This window comes from Streptococcus sp. Z556 (assembly GCF_053010225.1).
In genome coordinates this window covers 63,874-84,423 of record NZ_JBRKNU010000002.1, presented here as the reverse complement: position 1 = coordinate 84,423, position 20,550 = coordinate 63,874, and the positions used below count along the sequence as shown (strand labels likewise).

At 42.0% G+C, this 20,550-nt stretch carries 18 protein-coding genes and 1 pseudogene; 1 reads left to right on the top strand and 18 read right to left on the bottom strand.

Annotated features, from left to right (window positions below; all coding sequences use genetic code 11):
* The 5 genes from ACVC7S_RS02800 to mecA form a co-directional block, all read right to left on the bottom strand.
* A complete protein-coding gene (locus ACVC7S_RS02800) occupies positions 1 to 1,725 on the bottom strand; it encodes an ABC transporter ATP-binding protein (protein WP_447266108.1) in 1,725 nt (574 codons plus the stop codon).
* Positions 1,726 to 1,785: 60 nt separating this feature from the next.
* A complete protein-coding gene (msrB, locus tag ACVC7S_RS02795) occupies positions 1,786 to 2,724 on the bottom strand; it encodes a peptide-methionine (R)-S-oxide reductase MsrB (RefSeq protein WP_447266107.1) in 939 nt (312 codons plus the stop codon).
* A 98-nt stretch (positions 2,725 to 2,822) separates the two neighbouring features.
* Positions 2,823 to 3,692 carry a homoserine kinase gene (thrB, locus tag ACVC7S_RS02790; RefSeq protein ID WP_447266106.1) on the bottom strand — a complete coding sequence of 290 codons (870 nt, stop codon included), beginning with the start codon at positions 3,690 to 3,692 and terminating at the stop codon, positions 2,823 to 2,825.
* 1 nt (position 3,693) lies between these two features.
* The gene (locus ACVC7S_RS02785; RefSeq protein WP_447266105.1) at positions 3,694 to 4,980 is read right to left on the bottom strand and encodes a homoserine dehydrogenase; all 1,287 of its coding nucleotides are present in this window, start codon (positions 4,978 to 4,980) and stop codon (positions 3,694 to 3,696) included.
* Positions 4,981 to 5,128: 148 nt separating this feature from the next.
* Complete coding sequence (gene mecA, locus ACVC7S_RS02780; RefSeq protein ID WP_447266104.1) at positions 5,129 to 5,869, bottom strand: adaptor protein MecA; 741 nt, start codon at positions 5,867 to 5,869, stop codon at positions 5,129 to 5,131.
* A 122-nt stretch (positions 5,870 to 5,991) separates the two neighbouring features.
* On the opposite strand from mecA, the gene ACVC7S_RS02775 reads away from it, so the two are divergent.
* Positions 5,992 to 7,470, top strand: coding sequence for an oligosaccharide flippase family protein (locus tag ACVC7S_RS02775; protein WP_447266103.1), 1,479 nt, complete (start codon positions 5,992 to 5,994; stop codon positions 7,468 to 7,470).
* A 49-nt stretch (positions 7,471 to 7,519) separates the two neighbouring features.
* Here the strand turns inward: ACVC7S_RS02775 and ACVC7S_RS02770 are convergent.
* From ACVC7S_RS02770 to aroB, 13 genes and pseudogenes are all read right to left on the bottom strand, one after another.
* Positions 7,520 to 7,840: pseudogene (locus tag ACVC7S_RS02770) on the bottom strand (MBL fold metallo-hydrolase); the annotation flags it as partial.
* 196 nt (positions 7,841 to 8,036) lie between these two features.
* Entirely contained in the window at positions 8,037 to 8,747 is a 711-nt protein-coding gene (locus ACVC7S_RS02765; RefSeq protein WP_447266102.1) for a LicD family protein, read from the bottom strand.
* 3 nt (positions 8,748 to 8,750) lie between these two features.
* The gene (locus tag ACVC7S_RS02760; RefSeq protein WP_447266101.1) at positions 8,751 to 10,904 is read right to left on the bottom strand and encodes a LicD family protein; all 2,154 of its coding nucleotides are present in this window, start codon (positions 10,902 to 10,904) and stop codon (positions 8,751 to 8,753) included.
* An 8-nt stretch (positions 10,905 to 10,912) separates the two neighbouring features.
* Entirely contained in the window at positions 10,913 to 11,881 is a 969-nt protein-coding gene (locus ACVC7S_RS02755; protein WP_447266100.1) for a glycosyltransferase family 2 protein, read from the bottom strand.
* Positions 11,878 to 12,714: a LicD family protein gene (locus ACVC7S_RS02750; RefSeq protein WP_447266099.1), complete on the bottom strand. Its 837-nt coding sequence runs from the start codon at positions 12,712 to 12,714 to the stop codon at positions 11,878 to 11,880. The genes ACVC7S_RS02755 and ACVC7S_RS02750 overlap by 4 nt, the downstream gene beginning before the upstream one ends.
* A 143-nt stretch (positions 12,715 to 12,857) precedes the next feature.
* A complete protein-coding gene (locus ACVC7S_RS02745) occupies positions 12,858 to 14,153 on the bottom strand; it encodes an LCP family protein (RefSeq protein WP_447266098.1) in 1,296 nt (431 codons plus the stop codon).
* Entirely contained in the window at positions 14,150 to 14,998 is an 849-nt protein-coding gene (pheA, locus tag ACVC7S_RS02740; protein WP_447266097.1) for a prephenate dehydratase, read from the bottom strand. Before pheA ends, ACVC7S_RS02745 begins: the two co-directional genes overlap by 4 nt.
* Entirely contained in the window at positions 14,995 to 15,471 is a 477-nt protein-coding gene (locus ACVC7S_RS02735) for a shikimate kinase (protein ID WP_447266096.1), read from the bottom strand. Before ACVC7S_RS02735 ends, pheA begins: the two co-directional genes overlap by 4 nt.
* The gene (aroA, locus tag ACVC7S_RS02730; RefSeq protein ID WP_447266095.1) at positions 15,464 to 16,747 is read right to left on the bottom strand and encodes a 3-phosphoshikimate 1-carboxyvinyltransferase; all 1,284 of its coding nucleotides are present in this window, start codon (positions 16,745 to 16,747) and stop codon (positions 15,464 to 15,466) included. Before aroA ends, ACVC7S_RS02735 begins: the two co-directional genes overlap by 8 nt.
* An 89-nt stretch (positions 16,748 to 16,836) precedes the next feature.
* The gene (locus ACVC7S_RS02725) at positions 16,837 to 17,175 is read right to left on the bottom strand and encodes a YlbF/YmcA family competence regulator (RefSeq protein ID WP_000065973.1); all 339 of its coding nucleotides are present in this window, start codon (positions 17,173 to 17,175) and stop codon (positions 16,837 to 16,839) included.
* Positions 17,176 to 17,185: 10 nt separating this feature from the next.
* Positions 17,186 to 18,289, bottom strand: a complete 1,104-nt coding sequence (locus tag ACVC7S_RS02720) for a prephenate dehydrogenase (protein ID WP_447266094.1) — start codon at positions 18,287 to 18,289, stop codon at positions 17,186 to 17,188.
* 9 nt (positions 18,290 to 18,298) lie between these two features.
* Entirely contained in the window at positions 18,299 to 19,465 is a 1,167-nt protein-coding gene (aroC, locus tag ACVC7S_RS02715) for a chorismate synthase (RefSeq protein WP_447266093.1), read from the bottom strand.
* 9 nt (positions 19,466 to 19,474) lie between these two features.
* Positions 19,475 to 20,542: a 3-dehydroquinate synthase gene (aroB, locus tag ACVC7S_RS02710; protein ID WP_447266092.1), complete on the bottom strand. Its 1,068-nt coding sequence runs from the start codon at positions 20,540 to 20,542 to the stop codon at positions 19,475 to 19,477.
* Positions 20,543 to 20,550: the final 8 nt, after the last annotated feature.

Here is a 20,550-nt window from a genome sequence, read left to right as displayed (position 1 = left end):
CTAGTCCTCCTTTCCATGTTGGGATGCATTGATTTCACGATAGACTTGGCTGGATTTCATCAAGTCATCGTGCTTGCCAACAGCTAGGAGCTCACCTTTTTCCAAGAGGAGAATCTGGTCAGCCATCTGAAGTGTCGAAGTCCGTTGAGAAATCAAGATTAAGCTTGTATTTGGCAGATTTTCTCGGATAGCTCTCAAGAGCTTGGACTCGGTAATGGTATCGAGGGCCGAGGTTGCATCATCTAGGATGAGAAACGGAGCTTGGCGCAAGACTGCTCGGGCGATAGACAACCTTTGTTTTTGTCCACCTGAGAAATTTCGTCCTCCGGCCTCAACTAGGGCGTCTAAGAGTCCTTCCTTATCATTGACAAAATCCTTAGCTTGGGCAATTTCCAAGGCCTTCCAGAGTTCTTGGTCAGTTACTTCTTGATTGAAACCCAGCGTCAAGTTGGAACGAATAGTTCCCTTAAAGAGTTCGACTTTTTGAGGCACATAGGCAATCCAAGACCGCCACTGCTCAAGATTACGAGAACTACGTCTATTTCGATAAAGGTCAATGCTCCCCTTGTCTGCTGGATAAAGACCAAGTAAGACTTGCACCAAGCTTGACTTACCAGAACCTGTTCCTCCAATGATACCAAGGATTTGTCCTTGAGTCATATCAAAGGAAATGCCTCTCAGAGAAGGCTGGGCCGCATCAGGATAGGTAAAGGTCAATTCTTGGACTTGTAAAACCTGATTACTGGTAGCTTGCTTTTGTTCTAACTCTGAATAGATGTCTTCTGGAACCTCAGCAAAGACTTCCTCGATTCGCTTAGCTGAGATATAGGACTGGTTGAGAGAATTGATCAGCATAGCTAGTTTGACCAATTCCACCAAAATCTGCAAGAGGTAGTTGATAAGAGCAATCAGGGCACCTTGACTGAGTAAACCTCCTTGAATTGAAATATAGCCCTGCCAGATGATGACAAGCAGAGTTCCATTGACAATCAGATAGGTCAGGGGTGTTAATAAAGTAGACCAGAAACCAGTCTTTTCTTGCAATCTAGCATAAACTTGATTAAGGGTTTGAAAAATCTGTAACTCTCGTTTTTCTTGCCCAAAAGCACGAATCACCCGCATCCCTTGTAATTGCTGACGCGTTTCCTGAACCAGTTGGTCCGTTTTCTTTCTCAGACTACTGTAGAGAGGATTGACCAGTCGAGAGAGACCGACAATAACGATTGTCAAAAAACCAACCATGACCAAAAACCAGAAAGTCAGCTCAGCTGAGATGCGATAGGCCATAAAGATTGCCCCAAAAACGATAATAGGCGCTCGCAAAAAGAGACGCAGAAATTGATTAATACCAGTCTGAATCTGGTAGGTGTCCGAAGTCAAGCGAGTGACCAAGCTAGAAGTTGTCAAACGGTCTCTGCTGTCCTTAGGTAAAGAAAGAATATGACGATAGAGGTCGTTTGTCAATTCCTTGGCAAAACCTACCGCTGCCTTGGCTGAATAGAATTGAGCAATCAAGGCTACTAAAACGCCAATCACTGCAAAGATAAGGAGTAGGCCAATCTGCATCCAGAGGTGCCCTTGATCTGCCTGAGGCAAGGATTGGTCAACAATCCCAGCAATCACCATGGGAACCAAGAGCTCAAAAACAGCTTCTAGCAGCTTGAACAAGGGAGCTAGAATCGACTCTTTGATATAGGGTTTGAAGTAAGATAGTAAGTGTTTCATAGATCCTTTCTATTCTTATTCTGGAAATGAAGAAAATGGGAAGCGCCCACCCTCTCTGTTTTATTTGTTTAAATAAGGCAATAAATAGCCATATCCTGCTTCTTCCATCTCATCCTTTGCTACAAAACGCAAGGAAGCCGAATTGATACAGTAACGGAGGCCACCTAACTCACGAGGTCCATCTGTGAAAACATGACCCAAGTGAGCATTGCCTGACCGAGAACGAACCTCGATTCGCTCCATTCCATGACTCAGGTCCTTGTAATAATGAATCAACTCTTTGGAAATCGGACGACTAAAACTTGGCCAACCACAACCTGAAGCAAACTTATCCTTGGCAAAAAAGAGTGGCTCACCCGTCGTGATGTCTACATAAATCCCCTCTTCAAAGATTTGGTCATAAGCATTGCTAAATGGAGCCTCTGTAGCAGCTTCTTGGGTGACGCGATAAGACTCTGCTGACAAACTTTCCCTTAACACTTCTTGACTAGGCTTTTCATAATTTGAGGCGTCAATCAATGGCTTCTCAGCATCTGTCACATCGATATGACAGTAACCTGAAGGATTTTTCTTGAGATAGTCTTGATGGTAGTCTTCTGCTAAAATGTAGTGACGAAGTTTCTCCACTTCTACTGCAATCTTTCGACCCAGCATACGCTCCTGCTCCTGCACCACTGTGTAGATAGCAGGCAAGCCCGCTTCATCCTGATAATAGATCCCCGTTCGATATTGGCGACCACGGTCATTCCCTTGTTGGTTAATAGACAAGGGATCAATAACACGGAAATAATAAAGCAAAATCTCTCTGAGTGACACTGCTTTCTCATCATAAATCACTTGAACAGTCTCTGCATGGTCTGTTTCCTTGAGTAGCTGGTAATTGGTCGTTTCGACTTCCCCATTAGCGTAGCCAACACTGGTCGCTAGCACTCCAGAAATTCGTGAAAAATACTCCTCTAGGCCCCAAAAACAACCACCTGCTAGATAAATTTCTGCCATCTTTATTTCTCCTTTATCAAGTTCTTTGACTAGACTTCTTTTCAAAAAAAGGATAGGAAGCCCCTAGTCGAGACTTTCCCCATCCTATCTTCTATTCTTTATTTTGATTCGACACGGACACCTTGGGTATCAACTTTTAGGTCATGCAATTTCCCTTTGAAAGATTTCTTTCCCAATTCAGCCTTAATCGTTGGCATCTTGTCATGAGAAGCCAAGACCATAACTGTTGGGCCGGCACCAGAGAGGTAGGTTGCATAGGCACCATTCTCTTTGGCTACTTGCTTAATCGTCGCAAATTCTCTCACCAAGTCCTGACGATAGCGCTCGTGGAAGAGGTCTCCCTCGATTGCTTGCCCAGCGGTCACCATATCTCCTGCCAACAAGGCCGCAACCGCCACATTGGCGATGGAACTAGCTGCAACAGCTTCCTTGTAGGACAATTTCTTAGGAAGGACACCACGGCTATCGCGAGTGCGTAATTCATAGTTGGGAATATAAGCTAGAAAATCACACTCGGGGAAGTCAGCCACAATTGCTGAAACGTGACCTTCAACGGAACTCGCAACAACAAGATTTCCATAGATAGCTGGTGCCACATTGTCAGGATGCCCTTCAATCTTAGTCGCCAACTGCAACTTTTCATGGTTAGATAAGTTGAGATTGCCCAGTTGGTTAGCCAGTTCAATTCCAGCAACGATAACCGAGCTAGAAGAACCCAAACCACGCGCCAAGGGAACATCACTGGTCATTTTCAAGCGTCTCGGTTGCAAGTCAGGCGCAATTTGCAAGGCAATCTTAAGCAAAAGATTACGCTCGTCATGTGGAATCCATTTGCCAATCTGGTGTTCAATCAACCACTCTTCCCGTTCTTCACAGACCTCAATTTGAAGATACTTGGTTACAGCTACACCGACCGAATCAAAACCTGGCCCAATATTGGCACTGGTTGCAGGTACAATAATCTTCATCCTATTCTCCTAACACCTTGAAGGTATTCAAGAGGTCAAATTCTGAAGCTTTGGCCAACTCAGCTGAAACATTCTCAAGTTGTGCTTTATTAATCTTATGAGTGATAATCACTACACGCGCCTTGTCACCCTCTTTGCCATCTTGGAGGATTTGCTTGAAGGAAATATCTTGAGCGTTGAAAATCTCAGCCAATTTCAAGACCTGACCTTTTGAGTCTGGTGCCAAGATTGAGAAGTAGTAATTAGCTTTGACATCTTCTGGATTAGCCAAGACCAAGTCACGGCTGTATTCGTTGAAGTCTTTACCAATGGTACCATCATTCAAGCGACGAACGATACGGACAATGTCCGCTACAACACTTGTTGCAGTTGGTTTTTGACCCGCACCTGGTCCGTAGTACATCGATTCACCGATGCCGATAGACTCCACAAAGACTGCGTTCATTACCCCATTCACACTGGCAAGTGGATGTGCTTTAGGAAGGAAGGTTGGAGTCACTTCTGCAGCAACACCTGAAGGAGTTTCCTCGATAGAACCAACCAATTTCACAACATAACCAAGCTCTTGAGCCACAGCTACATCTTCTGGTGTGATGTTGCGGATCCCCTTGTGGGCTACATCGTCAAAGGCAACCTTCATCCCAAAGGCAAACTGGCTCAAAATGACCATCTTGTAGGCCGCATCAATCCCATCTACGTCATTTGTCGGGTCGCTTTCTGCAAATCCTAGTCTTTGAGCTTCGGCCAGAGCGTCATCATAAGACCAGCCTTCTTCGACCATTTTGGTCATCATAAAATTAGAAGTTCCGTTTACGACACCAAGAACTCGCGTGATTTTATCAGAAGCCAACGAATTTGCTAAAGTACGAAGAATTGGAATCCCACCAGCTACTGCTGCTTCGTAGTAAAGTGCTACATTATGATTTTTAGCGATTTCTAACAATTCTGCTCCATGGACAGCCAAAAGGTCCTTGTTAGCAGTAACAACGTGTTTCCCAGCTTCCAAGGCACGAGTGATAAAGGTCTTAGCAGGTTCGATACGTCCCATCAATTCCACTACAATGGTAACATCTTTGTCTGATAAAATATCCTCTACATTGGTTACAAAGTTAAAGTCATTCCCTGCTGCCAGCAAGCGATTCTTTTCATCTTCATCCTTGACCAATACCTTGGCTACTTCAATCTCTGAATGAGCTGACTGGATAATTTTTTCTCCGTTTTCCTTTAGGAGGAAAGGTACGCCACTTGCAACGGTACCAAATCCAAGTAAAGCAATTTTAACTGTCATGTTTGTCTCCTAGAAATTTTCTGATATAGCCATTATAACAGAATTTTGTGAAAATTCCTATCCAAGAAAACCACTATTTATAGATAGAAAAGAAAAAACGAATCATCTGATTCGCCTTTTCTGATAAGTAAAAATTGATTTCTAAAAACTATGAATTAATTTTTTGAAGACCGAACACAGCGTCGTGATTGATTAAGATGTGACCATACTCTTGTAAAACCGAACGACTGATATCACTGTCGTCAGCAAATTCACGCATACGAGCCAAGAGCCAGGCTGGATATGGACTAGGATGGTTTTCCACATCGACTAAGATTGTCAAATAATAGTGGTCATTCATCTTATAGAGTTCAGATGTTTCCATCTGGTAGTTAACAGTCTTGGCAAAAGCAACTAGGTCAGCAAGATTAGTGAAACGCAAGATATAGTAGATATAAGGTTCCTTCATGCTCTCAGTCTCCTTGTTCGCTTGCTCCAGCTCTTCTTCCTTAGCCTCGACTTGCTCTAGGGATTGAATAGCCTCTATATCATCCTTGGTTTTCTCTGCGATACTCTTTTCTAGTGTCTTGAGAAATTCATCTGGCGACATTTGGGCCAATTCTTCCATGTCAGGTAGGTCCGCCAAATCTTCAAAATCAAGGTTTTGGTCAATCTTGGACTTGGTCACAAAGACATCCACCTTATCTGGTTTTGGTGTTACACGAAAACTCAACATGCCACTATCCAAGAAATTGTCTGGCATCTCTAACTCATCTAAAATAGCATAGAAGAACTCTTCGGTTTTTTCCTGAGGAACGAGAAAGTCTGCAATCTCCATTCCCCGATCCATCAAATCATCTAATGTCATCGTGATTTTCAGTGTTGTATCACTAATTTGTTTCATCTTCATATCTAGTAACCTCATACTTTCAGTCTATCTATTATACTAGATTTTTACGATTTTATCAAAAGAATGAAGCGAGAATGTGATATAATACTAGATATGATTTTAGATTTAAGAAAGAAAGTTCAATGAAAAATATAAAAGTCAATGCATTGGCCAGCTTGCTGGTCAATATTCTCAATATCGTTTTTCCTCTGATAACCAATCCTTATCTGACGCGGATTCTCAGCAAATCCAACTACGGTTACTTCAATACCGCCAATACCTGGGCCAGCTTTGTCATTCCACTAGCAGCCTTTGGAATCTACAACTACGGGATTCGTGCTATCAGTAAGGTTAAGGACGACAAGAATAAAATCAACTATGTCTTTTCTAAGTTGTTTTATATTTCGGTTTTCACTTCTCTACTGACGACTGGTATCTACTTCCTCTTTATCTTCTTTGATACCAGCATTGTGAACCTGAAAGTCCTTTACTATATCCTAGGAGCTCAGGCACTCTTCCAATTCCTCAATATCGAATGGATGAATGAGGCTTATGAAAACTATGCCTTCATCCTCTACAAGACATTGATTATTCGAATTGCCATGCTGGTTGCTATCTTTACCTTTGTTAAAACTGCAGATGATATCGTTCCTTATGCCATCGTCATGAGTGCAACCACCATCCTCAACTACCTGCTCAGTTTTCTTTGGATCAAGAGAGAAGTTTCCTTTGTCCAAATTGGTCTTGTGGAATTAATCAAAGCATCTAAACCGCTCTTGACTATGCTTCTCTTAGCGAACGCCAACATGCTCTATACCTTGCTTGATAGAATGTTTATCACCAAGGGACCCGATGAAAACTACATTTCTTATTACACTATTGCTTCTAGCATTGTCATGCTTATAGCCAGTGTCTTGAGTGGAGCTCTCAATGTGAGCATCCCACGTCTCGGCTACTATCTCGGTAAGAAAGACTACACCTCTTATAAAAGTCTTCTGAATCAAGGGGCTGCCCTCTTTTACTTCCTCATCGTTCCAACCAGTATTGGGATTATGGTATTAGGGAACTACGCTGCAGTTATCTACTCTTCTGAAAAATACCTCGAAGCGGGTATTGTGACTAGTGTCTTCGCCTTTCGTACCATCATCTGGGCCATCGAGTTGATCCTTGGTAAACAAATTATCTTTATCAATGACCACGAAAATCGCTTGACTGCCTTTTACTTCCTTGGTGGCGGAGCCAATATCCTCTTCAACTGCCTCTTGTATTTCAATAATATTTTCGCACCAGAGTACTATATCGCTACGACCATTCTTGCGGAGACTATCGTCGTTCTCTTGGAAATTCGCTTTATCCAGAAACACCAACTGATTGATTTGAAAGAAATCTTTGCTACTCTAACACGCTATACTATCGTATCCCTTGGATTCATCCCAATTTACTTTGTGTTTAAATTCCTTTTCCAAGTCAACTCTTATACAGTCAACTTCAACATGATCCTCATGGTTCTCTCGACTGTTGCGGCTTGTGGTATCTATTATCTCTTGACACTCTTTATCGCCAAAGATAAAACACTCCACTATGCTCTAGACTTAGTACTTGCTAAGCTTAAAAGAAATTAAAAGAACACCCTACTGATAGATAATGTCTATCAGCAGGGTGTTTTCTTCTTTATTCTTTCTTGTCAGAAGCATTGGCTTCTGGATTTGAATCTTGTTTTTCTTGCTCAACAAGATTAGAGTTTGCTTCTTGGTTCTGTTCTTGCTTGTCTACTTCCCTATTGTCAATAGCATCAGCTGTCTTCCAAATTCCTTCTTCGTTTACCTTGTAGCCATCAGGTGTGGTGGCATTTTTCAGTAAAGCTCCGTCTGTTTGGAAATAGTACCAGTTACCATCAAGTTGTTTCCAACCTGTTTGCATAGCTCCGTTCGGACCAAAATAGTAGGTCTGAGCATTCACCGTATGAAGACCGACCAACATAGTTCCACTTTCTTTTTCATATAAACCACTTCTTTCTTTGATAGCGGAAGCTAGGATGGAAGATTCATCCTGGTAGTAACTTTTCTAGCTTCTTTCCGTCAATATAAGACAAAAAGAGGGAAGGAGAAGCCTGATTGTCACACTAGAATAGGGACTAGAGTTAACAAGGAAGAACTTCACCATCCCCTCTTTTCTTGTATTTCCAAGTTTACTTTTTCAAAAGTACTTTAGCCAAATTAGCATCTCTTTGTTTGTAAATCGGATTTTCTTTCCAGTTGTAATGAGTATTAGGAATTTCAAAATCCTCCCCATACAAGTGACTAATGTATTCTCTTGTATTTTCTGGAACTTTTACTAGAATCTCTTTAAAACTGCATTCACTTAGTGCTGTAAAAGGCAATTCATAGTGGTAGACTTCATATCTTGTAGGATTTCCCAAGGCATTTGTCATATAGAAAATAGTATCTGAGGAGATGGCATTCTCCTTTTTATCATAGACAATAAAATCCACATTGAGGCCCTTGTAACTATAGGATAGTTCTACAAGTTTATCATTGTAATAGAACTCTTTGCTTCTGACAAAGCCTTTCTCCAAAAGAACTTTCTCATCCTTTAAAAAGGCTTCATAGTCTGGGATAATAATTCCAAAGTCCATATCTAAATCATGCGGAATCAAATCATTTTCTCTGTAGAAACCAAGTAAAGTCCCAAAGTCTAACCAGATATCATAGGATTTCAGATTCGATTGATAGATTGCCTTTAGAATATCTTCAAAGTTTTCTTTGAGCAAATTGCTTCTCTTTGAGTCCAAGTCGATATTGGCTTTTTTATTTAAACTTTTGATAATAGGTAGGTTTTTAACCAGGTCTTTCTTATCTCCTAAGAGACTGGCTAAACTTCTTTTTAACCATTGTAACACGTCCTATCCCTCCTTTATGTACGCCAGGAAGTCATCATGCTTCACTCGTTTTTCTAGGGGAGGAATTTCCATAAAGTCATCTCCGTAGATGGCAGAAAGGATTTGCTGATAGGCCGCAGGAATTTTGTAAACTCTATCTTCAAATGGACTGTCAATCGTTGTATCCAAGAAGGACTTGTCAAACTTGGTAGAAACTCTTTTGTTCTCCATGAGGTAGTCAATGAAGTCTCCATCTTTTTCTTGCATAGATAGGTTGTTCATCTTTTGATTCCATGTTTTGACACGAGTCAGACGAAATACAAGGACAAGTAGATATCGGACGATATTCTTGAGTTTTGCATTCTTATTATGGATGCCATAAAGAGTATAGACTGATAAACGACGGTAAGTATCGAGTTTTACCATGTCTTTGTTAACATCAGCATAATAGTCAAATGGGAAAACATCCACACAAATTCCTAAATCAATATCATTTTCGATATAGTTGTTATCATAGACTGTTCGCGCGTCATAAACTCGGTAAAATGGGTAAGGGTATCGAGCGTCATTTTCCCAAGAAACCACTTTGTAGACTGGGTCATTGTCTTGCAAAATTGCTTGATACAATTTATCGTATTCATCGCGTTTCAAGGAGATATCAATATCGTCATCCCAAGGAATGTAGCCCTTGTGTCTTACTGCTCCCAGCAAGGTTCCATAAGCCAGTGAATAGTTGATGTTCTCTTTTTGACAGAGATTGTGGATATAATCCATGACACCTAGTTCAACTTCTTTGATCTCTGCTTCGTCTAGCTTTCTGTAGCCATCTCTTTTTTTATAGAGAACAGAGAAATAGTAACCTGAAATCACAAACAAGATACAACCCTGTAGTGAAATTCCATAGAAGGTTGAACTCAAGAACAAGTTAGAAATGAGAACAACAACAGTCATCAACAGAATGGTGATCAATTCATGATTGTGGCGACCCTCTTGAAGGTCTTTCTTATATTTCTTGAGACTTGAAATGATGAAGGAAAGCATAAAGATAGCCAGCGGGATAAAACCTGTCAGACCATCATAGAATAACAACTCAAGGTAGCCGTTGTGAGTAAGATAATGTTGTTTGATGATATAGGCTGAAGCATCATATTCTTTACCTAACTCATACCAATTTCCACCTGAATATCCAAATAAGGGACGTTTAGGGATAAAGGAAGCTGTTGACTGCCAAATAGCAAAACGGTTATTAGAGATATTTTCTTCGCTGGTGTCTGTTCTCTCAAGGGAAAGATTGTTGTCCCCATTTTGTCCATTTTCTTGGTTCTTTTGGATTTGAGCTGAGTGAGCTTTCAAGTAAATATCGCTACTATATTTGATACCATTATAGCCGACAAATACCAATCCTACTGTCACTAGAACAGTAAGAAGTGACTTAGTTTTTTTAGTCCAGTTAGCCGTCATTAAAGCATATAAGAAAGCAACGACTACCAAACAGATATAGGTTGTCCTTGAACCTGACAGTACAATATAAGCAAAATTTAGCAGAATTGATGAGATAGCCAGAGTTTTAAGGACGGTATTGTAGAGTGACAAGCGCATCCACAAATAAATAATCACCATCAAAGAAATAATAGAGAGATAGTTTGGACTGGCTAGGATCCCAAATAGACGAGATTCTACAAATCCTTGGCGGATCAATAAGCCCTTGTAATCAAATACGCGGTAACCTTGCAACATGAAGAATTGCCAAATTGAGACAAGAACACCTAGGGTATTTGCGACAGTGATGACTGAAAAGAAGACATCAAAGAGGGCACGCGCTTTTTTCACTGTGAAAGACTGAAAGACAGGGTAGAGTGCAAAGAAATAGATGAAAAAGACAACTAAGTTCTTTATGTTTGTTGAAAATCCATACTTTACAACTAAGACCGCGGTCAGGATATTCATTATAAAAAAGAGAATCAAATACTCAATTTTTCTGACAGTCAGATAGGCTTTTTTGATAAAGAAATTATAAAGTCCCAACAAAACGCCCATGAGGGTCATGCCAAGAGTGACAAATTTATTGGCCGAAATCGGCTGAAGTGGGACAATCAAGCCTGCCATACAGTAAAAAGATATAACTGATAAAAACAGCAGATTGATTTTAAAATAGTTTTTTTCAATAAATGAAATCATTGTTTCTCCTAACGCTTAGTTTGTGCAAGCAAGATTTTCGTATACAATTTTCGACTCAGGCACAAAGCTAAAAAGCTCACTTTTCTTGCTCTTGTAAAACGACTATCTAAAAGAATGTTCTTTGTGTTTTTCTTTAGATAGGCAATCAAACGGTCTTCTAAGACTCTATCCTTGAAATCTGCATCAACCAAGAGCCTATCCAATACATAGAAGTAAGCCCAGTTTAAACGCATGGTTGCAACAGCTGCCAGTTCAGGATAATTCTCTCTGATAATATCGGCGTTTTGCTCATAAGCCTCAATAACGTTTAAGAATTTCAAGGAGAATTTTTGAGTCGTGATACTATTTTCACGGTGAACATAGTAGTATTTCTTCTCATTTGTTGCGACAACCTTGCGACAGTGATGAATCAAGGCAATCATGATGAAGGCATCTTCTGCTATTTTGCCAATTTCAAATCGTAGGTGTTCAAAGAGTTCTTTTTTATAAAGTTTGTTGACAGCTGTGACCGAGAGGATTTTAGCTTCCATAACCATTTTAATGGCTTCTTGGGGAGTTAATTCCCAAGTCTGAATCGCTGCAACTTGCTTTTCTGAAATTTGGTGGTAGACATCATAATGTCCACACATAGAAAGATCAGCATTGGTTTCAAGCATTTGACGGTAAAGGGTCTCATACATATCTTCGTCAATGTAGTCATCACTATCGATAAAACCAATCAAATCAGAACTTGCCTCTTCAATCCCTCTATTTCGAGCGTCAGACAAGCCACCGTTTTCCTTGTGAATGACACGAATCCGTTGATCTCTTTGAGCTAATTGGTCACACAGTTCTCCACTAGTATCCGTTGAGCCGTCATTGACAAGAAGAATTTCCAAGTTGGTATAGGTCTGTTTTAAAATGGATTCGACACACTTCTCCAGATAGGCTTCTACATTGTAGACTGGAACGATAACGCTTATTTTTTCTCCCATCATGCTCCGTATTCTCCCTTGTACTCTGTGTAACTCTTGTCCATGTCTGCTATAATGGCATCATGATGTGGTACTTGCTTGTCTGCTGGTGGTGGCGTCATATAATCCCCAAAAGCAGTGCTGAGATAGGCATCATAGCCGACTGGGATGGGCATCTCAGTACCTTCAAATGGCAAGAAGAGATTATCTTCAAAAGATGCGATTGGATACTTGTTTCTCATGTAGCCAGGTCCTGAGCATAATTCCGTGATTCCACCACTCTCTGATAAAGTGTACTTGGTCATTTCTTTTTCAGCTTTTTTCCAAATGCGATAACGTAAAGATTTTGGAGTCAGGCCGAGTAAGATGCGACTTCCCCATTTCATGATGGCACCATGCTTTTCTGGGATAGTTTGGGCGCAAAAGAGTGAATAAATCAAGGCCCAACGAACCTGTTTCTTACGCTCAGCTGGATTTTTAGGATAATAATCCAAAGGCAACACATCCAAGGCCAAACCGTGTGGCAAATCCAAATCCTTCTGATAAGGCTTGATACAAGTGGTTTCCTTGTCACGAATGGTAATAAAAAGGTTACGGTCTACAAAATCTTTGTTACTCTTTGACAAGAAATAACGCTCATCTGCATAACGAGGCCATAGTTCTGCCAATTTTTCATAGTCCTCGCGAGGCATGAAAAAGTCTAGGTCATCATCCCAAGGAATGAAGCCCTTGTTGCGAAGGGCACCAATAGCCCCTCCACCACAGAGATAGCACAACAAGTCATGTTCTTTACAAAATGCGACGAAATATTCAGCCATTTCCAGACTACGAGCCTGAATCGCTTTCAAATCACTCATGTCTCTCCTCTTCTTTTCAAAAACGAGTTATATCGTTTTATTATACCATAAAAAAGCCTTAAAAAACCATCAGAGAGTAAGAAAAATCAAAGCCTAAACCACTTTTTCACTAGTGATTCAAACTTTGACTTTTTTATAGTATTCTATCTCATTCCCATTTGGGCAAGTTTTGTCTTGTATTTATTTTGGTCGACAAGGAGAGCCTGCCCTCCATAAACATCGTAGTCATCTACCCAGTCACCAAGTTCGGGAACAGTTAATCTTTCGATACCATTCTGAGCGCCTTCTATGACAGATAAACCATTGGTCAACAAGAAGCTATACGGTAAATTGGTCGAAGTCATCGCAAAGACTTTTCCAAGTGCCTCAGATCCTGTAAAGAGTTTGGTTGGATCTTTGATCTGCTCAAGAACGGCTGACATCACTTGTTGCTGACGTTTTGTGCGTCCGTAGTCCCCTTCATCATCATCACGGAAGCGAGCATAGTTCAGCAAGGTAGAACCATTCATCTGCTGTTTTCCAACTTTGATGGTTTGGGTTGGAGACTCTGTTTCTGTTGCATGAAGATCATCTCCGACTGTGGCTTCTGTCAGAGGTTGACCATTCAGAGTTGAAAATTGAGCATCGATAGTCACTCCTTCAGGGAAAAGGGTGTCAATAGCTGTTGCAAATGCCTGAAAGTCAACTAGGGCATAGTACTTGATATCTAAGTCAAAGTTATCTTTTAGAACCTTGCGGACCATTTCCGCTCCTTTTTGACCTTCTTGTTCCCCAAGTTCGTAGGCAACATTTAGTTTGTTATCCGTTTGTTTCTGGCCATTTACAATCTTACTGTACCCGTCGATATAAACCAAGTTGTCACGCATAAAGCTGACTAGTTTGATCTTCTTATCCGAACCACTGACATTTAACACCATGATTGTGTCTGTACGGGTCTCCGCACTATTTTGACCAATACGGCCATCTGTCCCCATGATTAGGATATTCACACCATCTTTGGTATCCTGACCGTTAAAGACTTCTACTTGGGCTGCCTTGGCATCAGCTGGCTTATTGCTTGGATTGGCTGCCGACTGGAATCCTCGAAGAAACATGAAAATCATCCCTGCAGCCACACATGTAATCAACAGCAAGAACCAAGTCAGTATTCGTTTGAAGTGAATTCTTCTTTTTTTCTTTTTAACTTTAGGCAGAGGAGCTACCTTTTCACGTTTCTTAGCCCGACTTCTATTTCCATAAGTCGGAAGATCAATATCGCTACTCCAAGTCTCTTCTTTTTCTTCTTGGTAGGAAGGGTGAACTTCTTGCTTGGGTCCTGTCATCTTTTGCTGCAGGTAATCAAACTCCTTTCGCTCCCGATCATTGAGGTAGTGAAAATTCTTAAAGAGATAGTCATAACGTAACTGCTCATGATGACTTAACGGGCTTTCTTTGCTCATAGGTTCTCCTTTCCTAAATCCCTAATGGTGAAAATAGGGTAGGTTCCCAGTATCTTGTACTGGATCCCAATTGTTTCTAGTTCTTGTCTGGCAAAATGAACCAGCTCTTTGGCACTATAATCCACATCGATAATGAAAAAGTACTCACCTAGTGCCGTTTTGAGGGGACGACTTTCTATCTTGGTTAAGTCAATACCTCGCCAAGCGAAGGTTGACAGAGCCTTGTAAAGTGCACCAGGAAGGTTATCCGGTAAGGTTAAGGCCAAACTCATTTTTTCAGTTTGTGATTGCAAATGGATAGTGGGAATCTCAGACCCTAAAACCCAAAAACGAGTGAAATTGGCTTCCATTTCTTGGATGTCTTCTGCTATTAATTCCAAACCATACTCTCTAGCTGAGTTTCTAGGCGCAATAGCCGCAAAAGGCTGGTCTGGATGTTCAGCGATAAAGCGGGCTGCATAGGCTGTGCTTGCCGTCACTTCCAGCTGGGCTTCTGGATAGTGCTCATCGATAAACTTTTTCCCTTGGGCCAAAGCCTGAGGATGAGAAAAAATCTTTTCAATCTTAGTATGACCAGGAACTGCCATCAGCTGCTGATGAATGGGTTGTACTATTTCTGAAACAGCCTGAATGTCCGCCTGATGAAAAAGATAGTCCAAGCTTTCATGCACACTGCCTTCGATAGAGTTTTCAACTGGAACCACCGAATAGTCCACCAAGCCTTGTTCATAGGCCTTGATAACATCTGTGATATTGGCAAAGGCTTGTAATTCCTCATTAGGAAAAGCTGTCTGCACAACATGATGCGAAAAAGATCCCTTGGGACCTAGATAGGCAATTTTCATCTCAGTTCCTCTATAATTTCCTCTGGGCTTAGCTTAGTCACATCTAGAACACGACTGGCTACTTCCTCATACCAAGCCTGTCTTTCTTGAAAAATCTCTCGCAACTCTTCCTTACTGTTGTTGAGAAAAAGTGGCCGTTGATTGTCCTTATCAGCTGAAATACGTTGGTAAAGGGTTTCAAAATTTGCTTTCAGATAAATGTTATCAGGATTTTGTTTGAGCAAGTCACGATTTCTCTGAGAAACGACTACTCCTCCACCAGTTGACACAACTTGGTCTGTTTTTAGTAAGTCCGCTAAAACTTCAGACTCCACCTGACGAAATGCCGCTTCTCCTTTTTCAGCGAAAAATTCCGCAATAGACATACCCAAACGTTCCTCAATTAAGGTATCCATATCAAGGTAATCCGGGTCCAAGCCTCTTGCGATTGTGGATTTGCCAGCCCCCATAAATCCGAGTAATACCTTAGCCATGAATCAGATTCTCCAAATCATCAAAGAAGCTAGGATAACTGGTATTGATGGCTTCTGCACGGTCAAGTTCCACATCTCCATCAGCAACCAAGAGGGCTGCGATGGCCGTCATCATTCCGATACGGTGGTCACCAAAGGTATTGACTCTAGCACCATGAAGGGATGATTTCCCTTTGATAATCATTCCATCTGCTGTAGGTGTTATTTCCGCGCCCATGCTATTCAAGGCGTCAGCCACAACTTGAATGCGGTCTGTTTCTTTGACTTTAAGTTCCTCTGCATCCTTGATAACCGTCACTCCTTCTGCTTGGGTAGCAAGCAGGGCGATAATTGGTAATTCATCAATCAAACGTGGAATCAAGGCTCCACTAATTTCTGTCCCTTTCAGATTTGAAGTTTCAACCGTCAGAGTTGCGGATTTAGCGACTGGATCGATTTCAGTTATTTCTAGTTTTCCACCCATGGCGCGAATGACATCAAGAATCCCTGTGCGTGTTTCATTGATACCAACGTTCTTAAGTTCCACACGAGAATCTGGAACAATTAAACCAGCGACTAGCCAAAAGGCTGCACTGGAAATATCTCCTGGGACAACTACCTTTTGTCCGGTCAGTTTTTGCGGCCCTTGGACTGTGATTTTCTTTCCGTCCACACTTAATTGTCCACCAAATTGTTGTAGCATATCTTCGGTGTGGTTTCGAGTACACTCTTTTTCAATAATGACTGACTCCCCCTGAGCCTGCAAAGCCGCAAACATCAAGGCAGACTTGACTTGGGCAGAGGCGATTGGCAACTCATAGTGAATTGGTGTTAGGTTTTTAGTACCTTTCAAGTGCAGAGGGGGCAGGTCTCGCTCAGTTTGCCCTGAAATGCTGACACCCATTTTTTTCAGAGGAATCGTAACACGGTCCATAGGGCGTTTAGAAAGACTATCATCTCCAAACATCTCTGCTTCGAAGTCTGCACCAGCAAGGACACCTGAAATCAGGCGAATCGAGGTGCCAGAATTCCCCATATCCAAGGCGTTCTGCGGAGCTTTTAAGCCATCCATGCCTACACCTTGAATGGTAATAACCCCATCTTTGTCCTCAATTTCAACACCAAGATCACGAAAAACCTGCATGGTTGAGAGCACATCCTCGCCACGCAGAATATCATAAACCTTAGTCTCGCCCTCAGCCAAACTTCCAAAAATAATCGAACGGTGGCTGATAGACTTGTCACCTGGAACTCGGATACTGCCATGTAAGTGGCGAATGTTTGTTTTTAGTTTCATAGTTGACCTCATACTTGCAATACTTTTCTTATTTTATCACAAAAAAGCCAGAAATTCCTGAAATTTCTGGCTTTTATACAGATAAAATACTATTTCAACAATTCTGAAACAGGTTCAAAGACAATTTTTTCAATGTCCGAAAGGTAAATGGACAATTGTTGCTGTTTGGCAAAGAAATCTGACAAAAGAGCGTTCTCTTGGATTTGTTTGCTGAAAGACTGCATCTTTTCTTGGAAAGAGGCGTCTGGCATTTGTCCCGTTTGCGCCATGACTTGGATTTCTTGCTGGAAGGCAAGGTAATCAGCAAAAATCTTGCTAGCTTGTTCATCTGCTTGGATGGCATCTTTGGCTGCCTTGACAGCCTTGTATTCTGGTAATTCGCGTAGACCTCGACTGAGTTCATTTGCACTATCATAAATATTTGACATGATTTTCTCCTTATTTGATGACGACTGTGTAGTCCGTATTTTCTGAAATTAAGCGCTCAGCTCGTTCCAGATCCTGAGCATTTTTAAAGGAAATTTGGAGAATCCCGTGAACATCCTCACGGTTTTCCTCATTGATGTGGATATTAACCAAAGAAGTCCCACGTAGCAATTCCAAAATCCGCAAGATAACATCTTCTTCATCGGGAACATCGACATAGAGGTCATAAGAACTGTCCACGCCTCCACGTTTATGGATTTCCATGGCCTGACGTTGCTCACGCGCTTGGTTGAAAAAGTTCCAAATCTGCTCTTCTTCCCCCTTGCTAATAGCCTGACCAATCTCATCTAAGCGGTTCTTGAAATCCTCAATCCTCTCTAGGATGGTCTCGCGATTGGACAAGAGAATGGAAGTCCACATACCTGGTTCACTCTCTGCAATCCGGGTCATATCTCGAAAACCACCCGCCGCAAAGCGCCTTGTCATCTCATGTTCTTGAGCATAAACAGCTGTTTGCTCCATGAGACCTGATGCCAAGATATGGGGAAAATGGCTAATCTGTGAAGTTACACGATCGTGCTCCTTGGCATCAATCTCGATAAAACGAGCATGGAGACCAGAAAATAGGTCCTTCATTTCCTCAAGCGTGTCTGAACTAGTCAAACTAGATGGAGTAAAGATATAGTAGGCATTTTCAAAGAGATTAACATCGGCAGAGGCAGCTCCTGTCTTGTGGCTACCAGCCATGGGATGGGCACCGACAAAACGAATTGACTTGCCAGCCAAGTATTCCTCAGCAACTTCCACAATGGCAGCCTTGGTCGAGCCAGCATCTGAAATAATGACGCCTTCTTTCAAGTTCAAACCTGCCAACTCCTGAATAAAAGCAATGGTCTGCTTGATCGGCAAGGTCAGAATGATGACATCTGCCAGAGGAGCAAAACTGGCAAAATCATCCGTTGCTCGGTCAATTATCCCCCGCTCCAAGGCAATATCTCTCGAAGCCTGACTGCGATTGTAACCTAGAATTTCGTAATCGGGATGATCGCGCTTGATACCAAGCGCCATCGAGGCACCAATCAAACCGAGACCTGCGATATAGATGGTTTTTGCCATAGAGACTCCTTAATAGTTCTTTGTATACTCACGGTGTTTGGCTACCGCTTCTTTTAATTCCTCTAGGTTGTCCGATGAGAATTTTTCAAGAATTTCCTGCGCTAGAACTGTTGCCACAACAGCCTCCATGACCACACCTGCTGCTGGAAGAGCGGTGGGATCACTTCTCTCCACAGTTGCCTTGTAAGGTTCGTGGGTTTCGATATCCACACTCATCAATGGTTTATAAAGAGTGGGAATGGGTTTCATAACACCTCGAACAACAATGGGTTGCCCATTGGTCATACCACCTTCAAACCCACCTAGATTATTGGTACGACGAGTATATCCGTCTTCTTTAGACCAGAGAATTTCATCCATGACTTGGCTGCCTTTTCGGTAACCAGCTTCAAAGCCGAGACCAAATTCCACTCCTTTAAAGGCATTGATAGAGACAACTGCTTGGGCCAATCGCGCATCTAATTTTCTATCCCATTGAACATAGGAACCAAGGCCAACTGGTACACCTCCAACGACTGTCTCCACAACCCCACCGATGGTATCACCGTCACGTTTGATTTGGTCAATATAGTCCTTGATTTCTTGTTCTCGTTCTTGGTTGACAATAGAAACTTCAGACTGGGCAGCTCTTTGCTTAATCTCAGCAACTGTTAGATTTTCAGGAACATCGATTTCCTTACCACCAAAGACCACAACGTGATTGGCAATCTCCATATCTAGCTCAGCTAAAAGACGTTTGGCTACTGCTCCAACTGCCACCCGCATGGTGGTTTCACGGGCGGATGAGCGCTCCAAGGAATTACGCAAATCATCAAAATGGTACTTGATGCCCCCTACCAAGTCGGCATGCCCTGGCCGAGGATGAGTGATTTTCCGTTTGCTTTTAAGGCGGTCTTCAATGTCCTCAGCAGACATGATATCCAGCCATTTTTGGTGGTCTTTATTGACGACATCCATGGTAATAGGAGCCCCAGTCGTCTTCCCATGGCGGACACCCGAAGTAAAGACAACCTGGTCACTCTCAATCTTCATACGACCACCACGTCCGTATCCGCCCTGACGACGTTTAAGGTCCTCATTAATATCCTCTGCTGTCAAAGGAAGTCCAGCTGGAATTCCCTCGATGATAGCTGTCAGACGGGGACCGTGTGATTCTCCTGCAGTTAAATATCTCATACGTTCTCCTTATTTTACCAAGTAGTCTTTCATCTCTTCCAGAGAAACTGGGTGAATGGTCGCTGAACCAAGCTCTGGTACCAAGACCAATTTCAAGGTGTTCCCACGCGCTTTCTTATCATGAGTCAAAGCTTGATAAAGTTTATCAACATCCCAGTTTTCATAGTCAACAGGCAAACCAAATTTCTGACACATAGCTGTGATGGACTGGGTTATTCCAATCGGCATAAGGCCTTTTTCCTCAGCAACCTTGGAAATCTGAACCATGCCCATGGCCACAGCCTCACCATGCATAACCTTGCCATAACCGGCCGTTGCTTCAATGGCATGGCCAATAGTGTGGCCAAAATTGAGGTAAAGGCGGATACCATTGTCCAATTCATCCTCAACTACCATCTTGCGCTTCACCTGACAAGAATGTTCAATCAAAGTCTCTGCATGTTCCAGAATACTCTCAACAGAACCATCCAGCTCCGTTAAGAGAGCCCATAGTTCTGGATCCTCAATCAAGCCGTACTTGATAACCTCACCCATTCCTTCAATCAACTCTCTTTTCCCGAGTGTTTCAAGGACAAGCGGATCAATCAGAACTCCATCTGGTTGGGCAAAGGTCCCCACCATATTTTTAGCAAATGGAGTATTGACACCTGTCTTTCCACCGATAGAAGAATCAACTTGGGCTGTCAAGCTAGTCGGAATCTGAACAAAGTGAATGCCCCGCATATAGGTAGAGGCTACGAAACCAGCCAAGTCCCCAACGACACCACCACCAAGAGCCACAATCCCATCGCTACGAGTCAAACCCTGCTTGACTAAAAATTCATAGACCTTCTGAACAGTTGTTAAATTTTTTCGTTCTTCGCCTTCTAAGAAATCAAAAACAGCTACCTGAAAACCAGCATCTTCTAGGCTGAGTTTAACCTTCTCTGCATAGAGAGAAGCTACATGGTTATCTGTTACGATAACCACTTTTTGAGGTTGCCAGAGTTCTCGCAACCATTGACCTGCTTGCGATAGACAACCTTTTTCAATCTGAATATCATAAGGATGATGCGGAATATCAATTCTGATTTTCATAGTAGGTT

Coding starts and splice junctions, on each gene's coding strand:
- ACVC7S_RS02800 (WP_447266108.1), bottom strand. CDS start 1,725: ATGAAACACTTACTATCTTACTTCAAACCCTATATCAAAGAGTCGATT.
- msrB (WP_447266107.1), bottom strand. CDS start 2,724: ATGGCAGAAATTTATCTAGCAGGTGGTTGTTTTTGGGGCCTAGAGGAG.
- thrB (WP_447266106.1), bottom strand. CDS start 3,692: ATGAAGATTATTGTACCTGCAACCAGTGCCAATATTGGGCCAGGTTTT.
- ACVC7S_RS02785 (WP_447266105.1), bottom strand. CDS start 4,980: ATGACAGTTAAAATTGCTTTACTTGGATTTGGTACCGTTGCAAGTGGC.
- mecA (WP_447266104.1), bottom strand. CDS start 5,869: ATGAAGATGAAACAAATTAGTGATACAACACTGAAAATCACGATGACA.
- ACVC7S_RS02775 (WP_447266103.1), top strand. CDS start 5,992: ATGAAAAATATAAAAGTCAATGCATTGGCCAGCTTGCTGGTCAATATT.
- ACVC7S_RS02760 (WP_447266101.1), bottom strand. CDS start 10,904: ATGATTTCATTTATTGAAAAAAACTATTTTAAAATCAATCTGCTGTTT.
- ACVC7S_RS02755 (WP_447266100.1), bottom strand. CDS start 11,881: ATGATGGGAGAAAAAATAAGCGTTATCGTTCCAGTCTACAATGTAGAA.
- ACVC7S_RS02750 (WP_447266099.1), bottom strand. CDS start 12,714: ATGAGTGATTTGAAAGCGATTCAGGCTCGTAGTCTGGAAATGGCTGAA.
- ACVC7S_RS02745 (WP_447266098.1), bottom strand. CDS start 14,153: ATGAGCAAAGAAAGCCCGTTAAGTCATCATGAGCAGTTACGTTATGAC.
- pheA (WP_447266097.1), bottom strand. CDS start 14,998: ATGAAAATTGCCTATCTAGGTCCCAAGGGATCTTTTTCGCATCATGTT.
- ACVC7S_RS02735 (WP_447266096.1), bottom strand. CDS start 15,471: ATGGCTAAGGTATTACTCGGATTTATGGGGGCTGGCAAATCCACAATC.
- aroA (WP_447266095.1), bottom strand. CDS start 16,747: ATGAAACTAAAAACAAACATTCGCCACTTACATGGCAGTATCCGAGTT.
- ACVC7S_RS02725 (WP_000065973.1), bottom strand. CDS start 17,175: ATGTCAAATATTTATGATAGTGCAAATGAACTCAGTCGAGGTCTACGC.
- ACVC7S_RS02720 (WP_447266094.1), bottom strand. CDS start 18,289: ATGGCAAAAACCATCTATATCGCAGGTCTCGGTTTGATTGGTGCCTCG.
- aroC (WP_447266093.1), bottom strand. CDS start 19,465: ATGAGATATTTAACTGCAGGAGAATCACACGGTCCCCGTCTGACAGCT.
- aroB (WP_447266092.1), bottom strand. CDS start 20,542: ATGAAAATCAGAATTGATATTCCGCATCATCCTTATGATATTCAGATT.